Genomic DNA, 16,659 nt, shown 5'->3' with positions numbered 1-16,659 from the left:
CGCGCGCGTCGCGCGGGAGGATTGATGACGCTTTTCTTGCTTCGTGGATGTGCTATTGTACCATGAGGTGTGAGTGGCAAGGGGAGAAAGCCATGATCCGTTCGGTGATGGTGGGGGCCGCGTTGCTGCTGGCGCTGCCCGGGCATGCGGCGGTGACCTTGATGGGCGGTGGCATGGGCCGCAGCTGTTTCGAGGCGGCGGAGATGAAGCGCAGCACGCGCACGAGCATCGAGATTTGCACGCAGGCGCTGGAGGAAGAGGCGCTGGGCCGGCGGGACCGCGCCGCGACGCTGGTCAATCGCGGCATATTGAAGATGCAGGGCCGCGACCTGGATGGCGCGATCGCCGATTATGCCGAGGCGATCCGCGTCGACGGCTCGCTGGCGGAGGCCTATGTCAACCATGGCATTGCGCTGCTGCACAAGGGCGGGCGCGACCGCGACGCCATCGCGGCGCTGAGCCAGGGCCTGTCGATGAACCCGTCCCGGCCTGAGGTCGCCTATTACACGCGGGCGGTCGCCTATGAACTGACCGGCGACATGCGGCAGGCGTTCGAGGATTATCAGGCGGCGGCGGCGGCGAAACCCGGCTGGGAAGAGCCGATCGAGCAGTTGAAGCGCTTCAGCGTGGAGCGCAAGAAGACCGCCCGAGGCTGAGATTGGTCGATAACTCGCCGTCGGCCTGAGCAATTTCCCAGCCAGTCTCGTGCGTTGCCTCCCCTCTGAGGTCGCATGTTCGGCGCAGCTGACAGCGCGGGTTACAGGCTGATCACATAGCCTTCCGCCGGGCTGGCGGTGCCGGCAAGCAGCTTGTCGAGGCGGGTTTCGTAGGCGGCGGGGCCGCTTTCCTGGATGATGGTCAGCCAGGGCCGGGTGGTGGCAAGGAAGCGCGCCATGCCGGCGGCCATGGCGGCGTCGAAGGCGGCGGGGCCCATCGCCTTCGCCTTGGCGGCCCAGACGGTGGGGGCGAAGAACAGCGCGGGGGTGGGACCGGGCAGCGGCTCGGCATCGGGGGCGACGTCCCAGTGCGTGGCGCCGACGATGTGGCTGGCGCCGAGGCCGCGCAGGTGGCGGTGCAGCGCCGCCTTCAGCCGGGCGTTGCCGCTGAAATCGACGAGTGTGGCAGGCGCGCCGGCATCGAGGGTGGCGAGGTCGTCATAGGCCAGCACCTGGTCGTAATAGCCGGTCGCCAGCGTGAAATCCCGGTTCGCCGCCGAGGTCAGGCCGGTCGCCGGCCGGCCGGCGGCGCGCAGGCCCTCGGCCGTCGCCAGCGCGGTCTTGCTGCTGGCGCTGGTCAGGATGATCGCGCCGGGTTCGGCGGTCTCGACCAGATGGTCGGCGAGCACGAAGCCGGTGCCATAGAGCGGCCGGAACAGCGCCGCGGCGGCCTCGTCGGTACCGGGCGCGACCGGCGAATAGGCATTGTAGATCGGCGGCAGCGCCTGGCGGTGCGGCGCCATGTCGGCGAAGCCATGCGCCTTCACCGGCCCGGGCGTCAGCAGCGCGTGGCTGGCGGACGGCCAATAGCCATAGAATCGGTCCCCCGCGGCCACGCCCTCGGCCCGCGATTCGGTGACGGTGGCGAAGCCCCACACCGGCATGATGATCCACGGCTCGGGCGCGGGGAAAAAGCGCCAATATCCCATCGCCTCGCCGATGGCGGCGTAGGTGACGTTGTTGGAGGTGAGGGCGAAGCGGTCGATGCGCGCGAGCGCCTGGCCGGGGCCCGGGGCCCGTTCGACAGGGGCCACCTCCCGCGTGCGCGGGTCGTTTTTCATCAGCCGGATTTCGGTGGTCTGCATGGCACTCTCCCTTGCGCGATGTTTTGCGCCAGTCCCCCCGGCACTGCAACCGCGCTGACTTATCCGCGTCCTATGGTTGGTGCGGAAGGAGAAGTGCCATGAGCGAATCAGTCACCCCGATGCAGGACGATCCGGAGATCGAGGACGCCGAGGTCGAGGAGGATGAGCTGGACGAGGAGGAAGAGGACGCCCGCGCGCTGGCGGAAACCTTCACCGCGCTGCTGCGGGAGGGCAAGTTCATGGAAGCGGCCGAGGCGCACTGGGACGAGGACCTGGTGACACTGGAGGCGATGGACGGCCCGATGGCGTTCGTGGAGGGCCGCGAGGAGAATCTCAACAAGATGCGCTGGTGGAACGAGAACCACACGGTCCATGGCATCGAGGTGGAAGGGCCGTTCGTCAACGGCGACCAGTTCATCGTGCGGCTGGCGGTGGACGTCACGCCGAAGGATGGCGAGCGCACCACCATGACCGAGAATGTCGTTTATACGGTGGAGGACGGGCGCATCGTCGAGGAGCGCTATTTCGCTCTGTAACGCGAAAGGGGCCAGCGGCGCGTGCCGCTGGCCCCGGTCTTCCTGACGCTGACCGATCGGAACAAGCCCGACCGGGCGCCGGCGCTGGTGCGCCGCCTGCTCTGGCGTCAGCCGGCCAACAATCAGGCGGCCTGCTTGAAGCCTTCGATGGCGACCGGCGCGTTGGTCGTGCCGATCTCGATCTTGCGGGGCTTCTTGTGCTCAGGCACTTCGCGCACCAGCTCGATGTTCAGCAGGCCGTTCTCGAAGCTGGCGCCGGTCACCTTGATGACGTCGGCGAGCTGGAAGCGGCGCTCGAACGTGCGCTTGGCGATGCCGCGATGCAGGAAGCTGCGTTCGGCCGGTTGCGCTTCGTCGGCGGCCTTTCCGGTGACGATCAGCGTGTTTTCCTGGACCGTCAGGTCGAGCTCGTTCGGCGCGAAGCCGGCGACCGCCATGGTGATGCGATAGCCGTCGTCGCCCAGCTTCTCGATATTATAGGGCGGGAAGGCGGTGTCGCCTTCGGCGGCGCGCGTGGCGAAATCCACCAGCCGGTTCAGGTTTTCAAAGCCGACCGAGGAGCGCAGCAGTGGCGCGAAATCAAAACGGGTCATCAGTCCATCCTTTCAAAGCAATGGGTTAGGGGTGCCGCCCGAACTGGCGCGGCATGTCGGCGTGGTCCCATGACGGCAACCGGTGCCAACGGATGACGATGTAGAAAGCCGTTTTGCCGGTTCAAGGGGGTGGCGGGGGAGGAGCTGGGGTGCGGCATGGCTCGCCTTGCCCGGCTGGGCCGCGCGCCTTAGATGTCGTTCGACACATGAACGGGATTCGGGGCGCGATGATTTCCACCAATGACGTAAGGCGCAGCTTTCTGGAGCATTTCGCCGCCGCCGGGCACAGGATGGTGCCGTCGGCGCCGCTGGTGCCACAGAATGATCCGACGCTGATGTTCGTCAACGCCGGCATGGTGCCGTTCAAGAATGTCTTCACCGGCCTGGAAACCCGCCCCTATACCCAGGCGGTCAGCAGCCAGAAATGCGTGCGCGCCGGCGGCAAGCACAATGACCTGGACAATGTCGGCTATACCGCGCGGCACCATACCTTCTTCGAAATGCTGGGCAATTTCAGCTTCGGCGACTATTTCAAGGAGCAGGCGATCAGCCTCGCCTGGGAGCTGCTGACGGTCAAATGGGGCATCGATCCGGCGCGGCTGACGGTGACCGTCTATCACACCGATGATGAAGCCGCGGCGCTGTGGGCGAAGATCGCCAGCCTGCCACCCGAACGCATCATCCGCATCGCCACCAGCGACAATTTCTGGTCGATGGGCGACACCGGCCCCTGCGGCCCGTGCAGCGAGATTTTCTTTGACCATGGCGCCCACATTGCGGGCGGCCCGCCGGGATCGCCGGAGGAGGACGGCGATCGCTTCGTCGAAATCTGGAACCTGGTGTTCATGCAGTTCGACCAGGCGGCGGACGGGACGCGGGTGCCGCTGCCGAAGCCCAGCATCGACACCGGCATGGGTCTGGAGCGGATCGCCGCCGTCCTTCAGGGCACGCATGACAATTACGAGACCGACACCTTCCGCACGCTGATCGACGCCTCTGCCGAGCTGACGAAGAGCGACAGCCATGGGCCGATGCAGGCCAGCCACCGCATCATCGCCGACCATCTGCGCGCCAGCGGCTTCCTGGTGGCGGACGGCGTGCTGCCGGCCAACGAGGGCCGCGGCTATGTGCTGCGGCGGATCATGCGCCGCGCCATGCGCCACGCCCACCTGCTGGGCGCCGCCGAGCCGCTGATGCACCGGCTGGTGCCGGCGCTGGTGACGGCGATGGGCGCGGCCTATCCGGAACTGGCGCGCGCGCAGCCGCTCATCGAGGAGACGCTGAAGCTGGAGGAGACGCGCTTCCGCCAGACGCTGTCGAACGGCCTGCGGCTGCTCGATGAGGCGACGGCCGGCATGGCTTCGGGCGCGGTGCTGCCCGGCGAGGTGGCGTTCCGCCTCTATGACACCTTCGGCTTCCCCTATGACCTGACCGAGGATGCGCTGCGGGCACAGGGGCTTGGCGTCGACCGCGCCGGCTTCGAAGCCGCCATGGCCGAACAGAAGAAGCGGGCGCGCGCGGCCTGGGCCGGCAGCGGCGCGGCGGCGACGGACACGGTCTGGTTCGATATCGTCGAGGCCGGGGGCGCGACCGATTTCGTCGGCTATGCCACGCTGGAGGCGCAGGCGCAGGTGGTGGCGCTGGTGAAGGACGGCGCGGGCGTGGCGGCGGCGGAGGCCGGCGACCAGGTGACGCTGCTGACCAACCAGACGCCCTTCTATGGCGAGAGCGGCGGCCAGATGGGCGATGCCGGCACGGTAACCGGCGACGGCTTTACCGGCCATGTCAGCGACACCGCCAAGCCGCTGGGCAAGCTGCACGCCCATGCGCTGACGGTGGACAAGGGCCGCCTCGCGGTGGGCGACACCGTCACGCTGAAGGTGGACAAGGCCCGCCGCGATGCCATCCGCGCCAACCACAGCGCCACCCACCTGCTGCACGCGGCACTGCGCGCGGTGCTGGGCGGGCATGTCACGCAGAAGGGCTCGCTGGTGGCGCCGGACCGGCTGCGTTTCGATTTCAGCCACCAGAAGGCCCTCAGCAACGACGAGATCGCCGAGATCGAGCGGCTGGTGAACGCGGAAATCCGGGCGAACGTGGCGGTCAGCACCCGCCTGATGACGCCCGAGGCGGCGGTGGAGGCCGGCGCGCTGGCGCTGTTCGGCGAGAAATATGGCGAGGAGGTGCGGGTGCTGAGCATGGGCACCCCGCGCGACGATGGCCGGCTGCCGTTCAGCGTTGAGCTGTGCGGCGGTACGCATGTGAACGCGCTGGGCGACATCGCGCTGTTCCGCATCGTCTCCGAAAGCGCGGTGTCATCCGGCGTGCGCCGCATCGAGGCGCTGACCGGGGAGGCGGCGCGGCAGTATCTGCTGGCGCAGGAAGCCGGGCTGAAGGCGGCGGCCGCCAGCCTGAAGGTGCGGCCGGATGATGTCGCGGACCGCGTGGCGGCGCTGGTGGAGGAGCGCCGCCGGCTGGAGCGCGAGCTGGCCGACGCAAAGCGCGCGCTGGCGCTGGCCGGCCCGGCGCAGGCAGTGGCGGCGGACGAGAGCGTCGGCGGTGTCGGTTTCTCGGGCCAGGTGATCGAGGGGCTGGACGCGAAGGCGCTGCGCGGCCTGATCGACGAGGCGAAGGCGCGCATGGGCAGCGGGGTCGCCGTGCTGGTGGCGGTGAACGATGGGCGGGCGACGGTGGCGGTCGGCGTGACGCCGGACCTGTCGCCGCGGCTGTCGGCGGTGGAGCTGGTGCGCGCGGCGGCGGCGGCGGTCGGCGGCCAGGGCGGCGGTGGCCGGCCGGACATGGCGCAGGCGGGCGGGCCCGATGGGGCCAGGGCCGGGGAGGCGGTGGCGGCGGTAAAGGCGCTGGTGGCCGCGGCGGCATGAGTTTGCTGGCGCGTGCGGCCGACGTGCGCGAGCCGCGCGGCATCGACCTGCGCGAGCCGCGCATCGGTATCATCGACATCGGCAGCAACAGCGTGCGTCTGGTGGTCTATGAGGGGCTGGTGCGCACGCCGGCGGTGCTGTTCAACGAAAAACTGATGGCCGGGCTGGGGCGCGGCGTGGCGGCGAACGGCCGGCTTTCCGATGATGCCATGGCGCTGACGCTCGACGGCCTGACGCGCTTCGTGGCGCTGGCGAACGCCATGGGGGTGGACAGCCTGCGCGCGGTGGCGACCGCGGCGATCCGCGAGGCGGCAAACGGCGCGGCGTTCGTGGCGCGGGTGCGGAACGAGGTCGGGCTGGAGATCGAGACCATCGACGGCGAGGCGGAGGCGCGGGCGGCGGCGTTCGGCGTCATCGCCGGCATTCCCGATGCCGACGGCGTGGTCGGCGACCTGGGCGGCGGCAGCCTGGAGCTGATCCGCGTGAGCAATGGCCAGGCGCATGAGCGGGTGTCGCTGCCCATCGGCTCGCTGCGGCTGGATGCCGAGCGCAAGAAGAGCCGCGCGGCGCTCAACGCCTTCGTGGCGAAGGCGCTGGCGAAGGTGGACTGGGCGCGCGCCGGCGCCGGCAAACCCTTCTATGCGGTGGGCGGCAGCTGGCGGGCGCTGGCGCAGCTGCACATGCACCTCATCGAATGGCCACTGCCGGTGATCCACCATCATGTGCTGCCGGCGGATGCGCCGGCGCGGCTGGTGCGCACGCTGGCGCAGCTGAAAGCGAAATCGCTGAAGGCGGTGCCGAACATCTCCACCAGCCGCGGGCCGCAGCTGCCCGGCGCGGCGCTGCTGCTGCGGGAGGTGACGGCGCGGCTGGGCAGCAGCCGCATCATCACCAGCGCCTATGGCCTGCGCGAGGGCCTGCTCTACATGGCGCTGCCGCCGGAGCAGCAGCGCGAGGACCCGCTGCTGAGCGCCGCCCGGGCGGAGGCGCACCGATCGGGCCGCTTCGGCGATGGCAGCAATGCCGAGGTCGGCGACCTGCTGCTGGCCTGGTGCGACGGGGTGTTCGCGGACGAAGCGCCGGAGATTCGCCGCATCCGCCACGCCGCCTGCCTGCTGGCGGATGTCGCCTGGCGCGCGCATCCGGATTTCCGGCCCGAACGCGGCCTGGATGTGGCGCTGCACGGCAATTGGGTGGGGATCGACGCGCCGGGTCGGGCGATGCTGGCGGTGGCGCTGCACGCGCTGAACGGCGGGCCGGTTGCCGATCCGGCGCTGCTGCCGCTGGCGCGCATCGCCGATCCCGCGCTGCTGGCGCGCGCCCGGCAATGGGGGCTGGCGCTGCGGCTGGGGCAGCGGCTGGGCGGCGGCACCGGCGTGGCGCTGCGCAGCAGCCGGCTGGCGGCGCAGGAGGGCGCGCTGACGCTGACGCTGCGGCCCGAACGCGCCAAACTCTATGGCGACACGGTGGCGCGGCGGCACCGGCTGCTGGCCGGCGCCATGGGGTTGAAGGCGGCGATGACGATCAGCTGATGCTCAGGTCCCTGGCGGCCGCCGTCAGTTGCGCCTGGGTGGCGGCGTCGCCGGCAAAGGCCTTCATGCCCGCATCATAGGCCGCTTTCGCACCCTTGCTGTCGCCCAGCACCATGCGCGCGCGCATCAGCCGCTGCCAGCCCTCGGCGTCCCTGGGGTTTTCGGCGAGCCGCGCGGCGAGCCCGTCGACCATCTGGCGGATGAAGGCCTGCTGCTCCGCGGGCGGCAGCGCGCCGACCGCCTGCGCCTGTTCCGGCGTCGGTGCCGGCATCACGCCGGCGGCGGGCGCAGGCGCCGTGCCGATCGCCGCCAGTTCGCGGCTGACGTCGATCTTCGCGTCCGCCGCCTGCTGCTCGATCACGCGGCGCAATTCGCCGGCGATGGGCGCGTCGGCGGGCAGTTCGCGCAGCAGGGTGATCCAGTCGGTCAGCGCGGCGCGCTGTTCACCAGCCTGATATTTGGCAACGCCCAGGAAGAAGCGCGCGCGGGCATCGGTTTTGTCGAGCGCGAAGGCGGCCTCGAACGCCGCCTTCGCGGCCGGGGTCATGGTGCCGTCGGCGGCCTGCACCAGCGCCTCGCCCCAGGCGGACTGGAAGCCGGCGTTCTTCGGTTGCAGCGCCACCGCGCGGGCATAAGCGGTTGCCGACTGGTCGAAACGGCCCAGGTTGAAATAGCTCCAGCCGAGCATGCGCCAGCCCTCGGCGTCGTTCGGATTGGTCTTCAGCCTTGTCTCCAGCCCGGCGATCATGCCCAGCACCTGCGTGTCCTCCGCCGCCTGCTGCGGCGATGGCGGCTGCGGCGCGGCGCTGGGCAGCGCCGGCTTGCCCATCATCATGTAGAGGCCACCGGCGGACAGCGCGACCAGCCCGGCAAGCGTATAGGCCATCCAGCGCGTCTGCGCCGGCGCGAAGGGGCGGGCGGGCGCGTCGGCGACGCGCGCCTCGGCCAGCATACGGCGCTTCACCTCGGTGCGCAGCGCATCCGCCTCGGCGGGCGCGATGGCGCCGCGTGCCACCTGCGCGTCGATCTCCGCCAGTTCGTCCGCCAGCACGGCAAGCGTCGGATCGGCATCGCGGCCGCGCGCCTGGAAGCGACGGACCAGCGGGATGGTGAGGGCAACGGCGACAAGGGCGACCAGCGTGGTCAGCACGAACCAGAGGATCAAGGGCTTTTTCTTTCGACAAGCGCATCGAGCGCGGCTTCTTCCGCGGCGCTCAGCGGAACGGTTTCGGCGACGCGACGCCGGCGCAGCAGCGTGGCGATGCCCAGCGAGCCGAGCAGCACCACGACCGCCGGCCCCAGCCACAACAGCGCCGTATCCCATTGGAAGGGGGGCTTCAGCAGCACGAAACTGCCATAGCGGTCGGTCAGGTAGCTTTTGACGGCGTCGTCGCTGTCGCCGGCCTTCAGCCGCTCGCGCACGATCAGCCGCAGGTCGCGGGCGAGCGGCGCGTCCGAATCGTCGATGCTCTGGTTCTGGCAGACGACGCAGCGGATTTCGGCGCTGATGCTGCGCGCGCGGGCCTCCAGCACCGGGTCGGGCAACTGCTCGTCGGGCAGCACGGCGAGCGCCGGGGTGGCGAGGAGGGCGAGCGCCACAAGCAGCGCCCATGCCCCCTCCGTCAGCTTCGCTGACACCTCCCCCAGCTTCGCTAGGGGAGGATTTGATGGCGCGCCGATACCGGGCGGAGTTCCTCCCCTGCGAAGCGGGGGAGGTGTCAGCGCCCGAAGGGCGATGACGGAGGGGGACTGCACGAACCGCCCGATCATGCCTTCGCCTCCGCCCGCAACCCGTCCCAGATCGGTTTCAGCGTCTCCGCCCACACCTCCGGCGTGATCGGGCCGACATGGCGGTAACGCACCCGGCCGCGGGCATCGACGAAGAAGGTCTCGGGCGATCCGCTGACCCCCATGTCGATGCCCGTCCGGCCATTGGGGTCGCTGCCGACCGCGCGGAAGGGGTTGCCGAACTGCGCCAGATAGGCGGCGCCCTTCGCCGGCTCGTCCTTCCAGTCGATGCCATAGATCGGCACGCCCTCGGCGGCCAGCCGTTCCAGCATGGGATGCTCGACCCGGCAGCTGACGCACCAGCTGGCGAAGAAGTTGATCAGCTTCGGCTCGCCCCGGAACTGCCTGTGCGACAGGCCCGGCGACGCCGCGTCCAGCCCGGCGAGCGTGAACGGCGGCAGCGGCCGGTCGATCATCATCGAGGGCAGGATCTTCGGGTCCTTGGTCAGCCCGATCCCGAACACCGCGATCAGGCCGGCCAGCGCCAGCACGGGGATGAGGAAGAGGAGGCGCTTCATTCGGCGGGCAGCAGGCTTGGCCCGCCCTTCGACAGGCCCAGGGCGAGCGGCACGGGCCTGCGTTCGCCGGCCCCCACCCGCAGCCGCCGGTCGGCGAGGCTGAAGGCGCCGCCCAGCGCCAGGATCAGCGCGCCGCTCCAGATCCAGCCGACCAGCGGATGGTGCCACAGCCGCACCACCAGCGTGCCGCCCACGCCCTCCCCGATCGCGACATAATCATTGCCGCTGAAGCGCGCGATGATGCCCGCCTCGGTCGTCTGGTTGCCGCTGACCGGATAGACGCGCCGCTCGCTGATCTTCTGCCGGATGGTGTCGCCCTCCTGCACCCAGAAGGTCGCGCGCTGCGCCTCGTAATTCGGCCCCTTCACCTGCTCCACGCTGCGCAGCGTCACCGTCCGGCCGTCCAGCAGGATCGATTGCCCCGGCACCATGGTCAGCACATGCGATTCCACGAACAGGCTCATCGCCGTGATGCCCGCGGTCATCACCCCCAGGCCGGCATGGCCCAGCACCATGCCCCAGGTGGCGGCCGGCGTGGTGCGCACGCGCCGGACCCAGCCGTCGCCCTCGCCCAGCTTCCAGCGCCGCAGCAGCACGGCCGCGGCCCCCGCCACCAGCCACAGCGCCAGCGCGAAGCCCAGCGCGGCGCCAAGGCCGCGCCAGCCGTGGCTCATGCCCAGCACGATGGCGCCGCCGCCCAACAGGCCGCCCGCCAGCAGCAGCGGCCAGCGCAGCCGCGCCATCACGCCACGCAGGCTGTCCCGCTTCCATTGCAGCATCGGGCCCACGCTCACCAGGAACAGCAGCGGCACCATCAGCGGCGCGAAGGTCAGGTTGTAGAAAGGCGGCCCGACGCTGATCTTGTCGCCGTTCACCGCGTCGATGATGACGGGATAGAAGGTGCCCAGGAACACCACCGCGGTTGCCGCCATCAGGAACAAATTGTTCAGCGTCAGCCCGGCTTCGCGGCTGACCCCGCCGAACAGCGCGCCCGATTTCATCCCCGGCGCGCGCCAGGCGAACAGCGCGAGCGCCGCGCCGGTGGAGCCGATGATCATCGCCAGGATGAACACGCCGCGTTCCGGATCGACGGCGAAGGCATGCACGCTGGTCAGCACGCCCGACCGCACCAGGAAGGTGCCGATCAGGCTCATCGAGAAGGTCAGGATCGCCAGCAAAATCGTCCAGGCAATCAGCGCGCCGCGCCGCTCCAGCACCAGCGCGCTGTGCAGCAGCGCGGTGCCGATCAGCCAGGGTAGCAGCGAGGCATTCTCGACCGGGTCCCAGAACCACCAGCCGCCCCAGCCGAGCTCATAATAGGCCCAGAAACTGCCCAGCGTGATGCCGGCGGTCAGGGACACCCAGCTGACCAGGATCCACGGCCGCACCCAGCGCGCCCAGGCGGCGTCCACCCGGCCTTCCAGCAACGCGGCAACGGCAAAGGCGAAGGCGACGCTGAAGCCGACATAGCCGATGTAGAGCATCGGCGGGTGCAGCGCGAGGCCCGGGTCCTGCAGCAGCGGGTTCAGCTCGCCCCCATCGGGCGGGGCGACATCCAGCCGCTCGAACGGGTTGGAGGTGAAGATCAGAAAGGCCAGGAAGGCCAGCCCGATCATGCCCTGGATGCCCAGCACACGCGCCTGCAACGTATCCCGCATGCCCTTGCTGCCCCGTGCCACCGCCGCGCCGAACAGCGCCAGGATCAGCACCCACAGCAGCATCGAGCCCTCGTGATTGCCCCAGGTGCCGGCGATGCGATAGATCAGCGGCTGCGTGCTGTGGGCGTGGTTCGCCACCAGCGCCACCGACAGGTCCAGCCGCACGAACAGCATCACCAGCAGGCCGAACGCCAGCGCCACCAGGGCGAACTGTGTCACCGCCGCCATCCGCCCCAGCGCCATCAGCGCCGGATCGGCGCGGGACGCACCGACCATCGGCGCGACCGATTGCACGACGGAGACGATGAGCGCGAGGATCAGCGCGAACAATCCGGCTTCGGCACCCATCCCAATCCACTCCCACGTCCGGCCCCGCACCATCAGTAGCCGAGACTTTCCCTTTTGCTAAGCCGCTTTGCGTCGCAGGGCAGAGCGGGGCGGTTGGCCATACGACACCGTGACCACCGCCGCGGTCACGTCCGGACCGCGCGGAAACTCCATGAAATTGCGCTCATGTTGTATTTTTGCCACAATCCTGTCATTAACCGTGAATTCCGGGAACCAACATGAAATCGGCCACTTACTGCGCATGCAGGACAGATCGGACAGGACAATGAGTGCGCGCATCTTGATCGTTGAAGATGAAATGCTGGTGGCCATGAACATGGAAGCCGTGATCGAATATCTCGGCTACACGCCCGTCGGCATCGCAACCGACACCGAAAGCGCGCTGTCGCTGGCGGCGCAGGGACCGGACGTGGCGCTGGTGGACGTCAACCTGCGCGACGGCGCAACCGGTCCCGACATCGGCACGCGGCTCGCCCGCGACCATGGCATCAGCGTGCTGTTCGTCACCGGCAACCCGCGCCAGATTGGCGACGCGGCGGACGACTCTCTGGGCGTGATGACCAAGCCGGTCGAGGAAGAGCAGATCGAAGCCGCGCTCGCCTATGCCACCAACCACCGGCGCGGAGTCGCGTCGGAGCCGCCCGGCTGCGTGCAGCGCGTCACCGCCGGCTGAGCCGGTCGCGCCGCACCTCGATTTCCACGCACAGGCCCTCTGGCCGCCAGTCGCGGGCGATGCGCCCGCCCAGTTGCCCCGTGATGCTCAGTGACGCCAGCTGCGTGCCGAACCCCGTCCGCGACGGTTCGCCGGCCACGGCCGGCCCGCCACTTTCCTGCCAGCGGATGTGCACCTCGTCGCCCGCCGCCGCCGCCGCGATGTCCACCCGCCCGTCGTCCACCGACAGCGCGCCATATTTGCTGGCGTTGGTCGCCAGCTCGTGAAACAGCAGGGCGAGCGGCGTCGCGCCCCGGTCGTCCACCACGGCGTCGTCGCCGCTGATGGTGATGCGCCCGTCGTCCAGCGCGGGATAGGGCCGCATCAGCTCGCGCAGCATCCCCAGCAGCGACATCGGCTCGACCGACGGCTTCGACTCCTCGCTATGGGGGCGGGCGAAATCATGCGCGCGCGCCAGCGAGGTCACCCGCCCGGCGAGATCGCGGGCGAACGCCGCCGCTTCCGGCACCCGCCGCGCCGACAGGCCGATCAGACCGCCGATCACCGCGAAGATGTTCTTGATGCGGTGCGACAGCTCACGGCCCAGCAGCTCGTTCTGCTCGGCGATCCTCTTGGCCTCGTCGATGTCGGTGCAGGTGCCGATCCAGCGGATGATCGCACCGTCGGCATCGCGCACCGGCAGCGCCCGGCCCAGCGTCCAGCGATAGTCGCCGCTGCGGTGGCGCAGCCGATATTCGATCTCATAGGGTTCGCCCGTCGCCAGGCTGTGCCGCCAGCGCGCCCAGGCCCGCTCCTGGTCCTCGGGGTGGAACATGCCGCTCCAGGCCTCGCCATCGGTGGAGCCGCGCGGCACCCCGGTGAACTCATACCATTGGGCGTTGTAATAATCATGGAACCCGTCGGGCAGGGTGGACCAGACCATCTGCGGCATCGCCTCGGTCAGCACCTCATATTGCGCGGTGGTCGCGGCCAGCGCATCCTCGGCGCGGACCTGCGCGCCGATCTCGGTATTGGTGCCGAACCAGCGGGCGATGGCGCCGCTGCCGTCGCGCAGCGGCACGATCCGCGTCAGGAAGGGGCGGAACAGGCCATCCGCGCCGCGCAGCGGGAACACCATCTCGAACGGCTTGCCACCGTCGATGGCGGATTGCCATTCCGCCATCACCGCGGGCAGGCGTTCCGGGTCGTGCACGCCCTGCCAGCCCCAGCCCTCCATCTCGGCCGGCGTGGTGCCGCAATAATCATGCCAACGCCGGTTGTACCAGGTGATGTAGCCGTCGCCGCGCGCCAGCCAGCACAGGGTGGGGAGATGCTCCGCCAGCAGGCAGAAGTCACTGTCGCCGGGCGACGTGGTCAGCGCGGGCAGCAAGCTTTCGGTCTCGATGGGCCGGCGCCAATAGCGCTGGTCGAACGCCAGTCCGGTCGGGTTGGATTCCTGCACGCTCACCTGCCAGTCGACTTCCTCCGACGGGCATCTTCTTAAACAGATTTTACATCCGCGCAACCGTCGCGCAACCGCCGCGCGTGCGCTAAAGCCCGAGCACGGTTTTGGCGATGATGTTCTTCTGCACCTCGTTGGTGCCGCCGAAGATGGTCCAGGCGCGGCCGTTCAGATAGGTCGGCAGCGCCAGCTGCGCCTCCCGGCTGCCCACCGGTTCGGGCGCGCTGTTGCCATAGAGCGGTCGTTCGGGCGGCAGTTGCAGCCCGTGATAGCCGTGCACATCCACCGCCAGCGCGTCGATCTTCTGCCGCAGGCTGCTCGCCACCAGCTTCACCAGGCTGGTCTGCGGCCCCGGCCGGCGCCCGGCCTTCAGCTCGGCGAGGATGCGCAGCTCGGTCGTCTCCAGCGCCTGCGCCTCCAGTTCCAGCGCCACCAGCTTCGCCTCCATGGACGCCAGATGCCCCAGCGCGCCGTTGACGCCGCTGGGCGCGCCATCCGCCGCCGCGCGCAGCCGGGCGATGTCGGCCAGCAGCCGCGGCGCCGCGCAACTGCCACCGCGCTCATTCTCCAGCAGATATTTGGCGATGGCCCAGCCCTGGCCCTCCGCGCCGATGCGGTTTTCGGTGAGCGCCTCGACATCGTCCAGGAACACCTGGTTCACCTCATGGTCGCCCGCCATCGTCACGATCGGACGGATGCTGACCCCCGGCTGGTCCATGCGCAGCAGCAGGAAGCTGATGCCCGCCTGCGGCTTCACCTCCGGGTCGGTGCGGGCGAGGCAGAACATCCAGTCGGCATAATGGGCATGCGTCGTCCAGATTTTCGACCCCGTCACGCGATAGCTTTTGCCGTCCGGTTGCAGGACGGCGCGCGTCTTCAGGCTGGCAAGGTCGCTGCCCGAGCCGGGCTCGGAATAGCCCTGGCACCATTTCTCGCTGCCATCCAGGATGGGGGTCAGGAAGCGCGCCTTCTGTTCGGCCGTGCCGAAGGTGTAGATGATCGGCGCCACCAGCTTCAGCCCGAGTACGCTCAGCGCCGGCGCATCGGCCAGCGCGCATTCGCGTTCCCAGATGTAGCGCTTCACCGGGTCCCAGCCGGTGCCGCCATGCTCCGCCGGCCAGTGATAGGCGAGCCAGCCCTTTTCATGCAGGATGCGCTGCCACTCGTCGCCCACGTCCGGCTCGACAAAGACCGACGGCGTTTGGCGAGCGCCTTCCCGCAGATGCTCGGGCAGGTGCGTCGCCAGGAAATCGCGCACCTCCGCCTGAAACGCCAGTTCGTCCGCGGTGAACCCCATGTGCATCTTCATTGCCCCAGTTCGTCGATCGCCCAGTCAAGGCAGCGTTTCAGGATGCGGTGATAGGCCGGGTAATTCCAGCTGCCCTTTTCGGGGTGCGGCCAGAAGGGCGTGAACACCGGCACGTCATAATGGCCGCGGCAATGCCCCAGCGTGAAATAGAGCACGGCGCCGGCGCCATGCCTCACCTGATAGAGCACCGGCACCTCGGCGTCCCGCCATTCGCTCTCCACGAACCCGGTCGCTTCACCGGTGAAATGCGTGTTCAGATAGACATCGATGGCCGCGGTGGTGCGGGTCAGATAAAGTTCGTCGATGGTCTCGAAATCCGGCTCGCCGCGCACCAGCGGATGGTCGGGCGCGGCGTTGCGCACGGTATAGGCGCCGATCGGCGGGTGCGCCACGAACTGCGTCCCCAGCATCGCCATCACGTCGGGGCGTTCATCGGGGCTGTCCACCAGGCCCGAATCCAGAAAGCGCAAGATGCTGTTGGTGCCGTGCAGCGCCAGCCAGCGGCCACCGCTCTCCAGCCAGGCCCTGATGGCGGCGGCTTCGGCCTCGCTCGGCATCAGGTCGCAGGTGTAGGTGACGAGGCAGCTGCATTCGCGCAGCCGGTCGAGGTTGCTGTAATCCATGGCGACCGTCGCCCGGATGCGCGGCTCGCCGGCGAACAGCTTCAGGATTTCCAGCCGCGCGAAATCGATGTCATGATATTTGCCGGCGGCGACGAAGTGCAGCTGGATGGGGCCTTCGGTCATTGCACGCCCTTCAGGAAAAGTGCGCAGCGGTTTTCCGCCCGGAAGGGGTGCCACATGATCATCAGTCCCTGATGTGCCCGGCGCCATCCACCGGGATTTCCGCGCCGGTGGTGAAGCTGCTGGCATCGCTCGCCAGCCACAGCACTGCGGCCGCCACCTCATGCGCCTTCCCCACCCGGCCGACGGGATGGTTGGCGGCAAAGCCTTCGTAGGCCTGCTCCCGCGTCAGGCCGGGGTTCAGGTCGAGATAGCGGTCGAGCATCGGCGTCTCGATGGCACCGGGGTGCACCGTGTTGACGCGGACGGGGATACGGTTGTTGGCGAAATGCAGCGCCGCCGCCTTCGACATGTGCGCCATCCCCGCCTTGCTGGCGCAATAGGCGGTGAAGATGCCGCCGGGCCGGATCGACAGCATCGAGGCGATGTTGACGATGCTGCCGTTGCCGCCCGCCTTCAGCGCCGGCGTCGCCGCCTGCATGCCATACATCACGCCATTCAGGTTGATGGCGATGTGGCGGTTCCAGCTGTCGTCGCTCATGTCCTCGATGCTGCCCGGCTCGCTGATGCCGGCGCTGTTCACCAAAATGTCCAGCCGGCCGAACGCCGCCAGCGTCGCGTCCACCGCCGCCGCCCAGCTGGCGCGGCTGGTGACATCCAGCGTCAGCGCCAGCGCGCCCGGCCCCAGCCGCGCCACCGTTTCCTCCAACCGCGCGCGGTCGAGGTCGGCGCAGGCCACCCGCGCGCCTTGCGTGATCATCGCCTCGGCGCTCGCCGCCCCGATGCCGCCCGCCGCCCCGGTGATCAGCGCCACGCGCCCGTCCAGCATCCCCATCC

General features: G+C 69.3%; 15 protein-coding genes. 5 read left to right on the top strand and 10 right to left on the bottom strand.

Translation table 11 applies throughout. The annotated features are described in order from the left end of the window. The first annotated feature begins 92 nt into the window (after window positions 1–92). Complete coding sequence (locus H3309_RS11195; protein WP_182294790.1) at window positions 93–656, top strand: tetratricopeptide repeat protein; 564 nt, start codon at window positions 93–95, stop codon at window positions 654–656. A 101-nt stretch (window positions 657–757) separates the two neighbouring features. On the opposite strand, the gene H3309_RS11190 is transcribed toward H3309_RS11195, so the two are convergent. Continuing rightward, entirely contained in the window at window positions 758–1,801 is a 1,044-nt protein-coding gene (locus H3309_RS11190) for a DUF2855 family protein (protein ID WP_182294789.1), read from the bottom strand. A gap of 98 nt (window positions 1,802–1,899) precedes the next feature. On the opposite strand from H3309_RS11190, the gene H3309_RS11185 reads away from it, so the two are divergent. Beyond that, on the top strand, window positions 1,900–2,337 hold the full coding sequence (locus H3309_RS11185; protein ID WP_207791499.1) for a nuclear transport factor 2 family protein: 438 nt from the start codon (window positions 1,900–1,902) through the stop codon (window positions 2,335–2,337). Window positions 2,338–2,459: 122 nt separating this feature from the next. Here H3309_RS11185 and H3309_RS11180 read toward each other — a convergent pair whose 3' ends face one another. Continuing rightward, a complete protein-coding gene (locus H3309_RS11180; RefSeq protein ID WP_182294788.1) occupies window positions 2,460–2,930 on the bottom strand; it encodes an Hsp20 family protein in 471 nt (156 codons plus the stop codon). Window positions 2,931–3,157: 227 nt separating this feature from the next. Here H3309_RS11180 and alaS point away from each other — a divergent pair, with 227 nt between their 5' ends. Together alaS and H3309_RS11170 are read left to right on the top strand one after the other, a co-directional pair. Further along, window positions 3,158–5,812: an alanine--tRNA ligase gene (gene alaS / locus H3309_RS11175; RefSeq protein ID WP_182298694.1), complete on the top strand. Its 2,655-nt coding sequence runs from the start codon at window positions 3,158–3,160 to the stop codon at window positions 5,810–5,812. After that, window positions 5,809–7,344, top strand: coding sequence for a Ppx/GppA family phosphatase (locus H3309_RS11170; protein ID WP_182294787.1), 1,536 nt, complete (start codon window positions 5,809–5,811; stop codon window positions 7,342–7,344). The genes alaS and H3309_RS11170 overlap by 4 nt, the downstream gene beginning before the upstream one ends. Here H3309_RS11170 and ccmI read toward each other — a convergent pair. From ccmI to H3309_RS11150, 4 genes are all read right to left on the bottom strand, one after another. After that, a complete protein-coding gene (gene ccmI / locus H3309_RS11165) occupies window positions 7,337–8,509 on the bottom strand; it encodes a c-type cytochrome biogenesis protein CcmI (protein WP_182294786.1) in 1,173 nt (390 codons plus the stop codon). The two genes, H3309_RS11170 and ccmI, sit on opposite strands and share 8 nt — an antisense overlap. Then, window positions 8,506–8,982, bottom strand: coding sequence for a cytochrome c-type biogenesis protein (locus H3309_RS11160; RefSeq protein ID WP_243453702.1), 477 nt, complete (start codon window positions 8,980–8,982; stop codon window positions 8,506–8,508). The genes ccmI and H3309_RS11160 overlap by 4 nt, the downstream gene beginning before the upstream one ends. Window positions 8,983–9,110: 128 nt before the next feature. Beyond that, window positions 9,111–9,650: a DsbE family thiol:disulfide interchange protein gene (locus tag H3309_RS11155; protein ID WP_182294784.1), complete on the bottom strand. Its 540-nt coding sequence runs from the start codon at window positions 9,648–9,650 to the stop codon at window positions 9,111–9,113. Next, a complete protein-coding gene (locus H3309_RS11150) occupies window positions 9,647–11,656 on the bottom strand; it encodes a heme lyase CcmF/NrfE family subunit (RefSeq protein WP_182294783.1) in 2,010 nt (669 codons plus the stop codon). The genes H3309_RS11155 and H3309_RS11150 overlap by 4 nt, the downstream gene beginning before the upstream one ends. A 109-nt stretch (window positions 11,657–11,765) precedes the next feature. On the opposite strand from H3309_RS11150, the gene H3309_RS11145 reads away from it, so the two are divergent. Continuing rightward, window positions 11,766–12,329 (top strand): response regulator, encoded by a 564-nt coding sequence (locus H3309_RS11145; protein WP_182294782.1) that lies wholly within the window; start codon window positions 11,766–11,768, stop codon window positions 12,327–12,329. On the opposite strand, the gene H3309_RS11140 is transcribed toward H3309_RS11145, so the two are convergent. The 4 genes from H3309_RS11140 to H3309_RS11125 form a co-directional block, all read right to left on the bottom strand. Further along, entirely contained in the window at window positions 12,316–13,776 is a 1,461-nt protein-coding gene (locus H3309_RS11140) for a sensor histidine kinase (RefSeq protein WP_243453701.1), read from the bottom strand. The genes H3309_RS11145 and H3309_RS11140 overlap by 14 nt on opposite strands. A gap of 82 nt (window positions 13,777–13,858) precedes the next feature. Continuing rightward, window positions 13,859–15,073 carry an acyl-CoA dehydrogenase family protein gene (locus H3309_RS11135; RefSeq protein ID WP_182294781.1) on the bottom strand — a complete coding sequence of 405 codons (1,215 nt, stop codon included), beginning with the start codon at window positions 15,071–15,073 and terminating at the stop codon, window positions 13,859–13,861. Window positions 15,074–15,075: 2 nt separating this feature from the next. Beyond that, window positions 15,076–15,825, bottom strand: coding sequence for a ThuA domain-containing protein (locus H3309_RS11130; RefSeq protein WP_182294780.1), 750 nt, complete (start codon window positions 15,823–15,825; stop codon window positions 15,076–15,078). 61 nt (window positions 15,826–15,886) lie between these two features. Continuing rightward, the gene (locus H3309_RS11125; protein ID WP_182294779.1) at window positions 15,887–16,657 is read right to left on the bottom strand and encodes an SDR family NAD(P)-dependent oxidoreductase; all 771 of its coding nucleotides are present in this window, start codon (window positions 16,655–16,657) and stop codon (window positions 15,887–15,889) included. Between the last annotated feature and the right edge of the window lie 2 nt (window positions 16,658–16,659).

This window comes from Sandaracinobacteroides saxicola (genome assembly GCF_014117445.1).
Taxonomy (GTDB): domain Bacteria; phylum Pseudomonadota; class Alphaproteobacteria; order Sphingomonadales; family Sphingomonadaceae; genus Sandaracinobacteroides_A; species Sandaracinobacteroides_A saxicola.
This window is presented reverse-complemented; position numbering and strand designations above follow the sequence as displayed.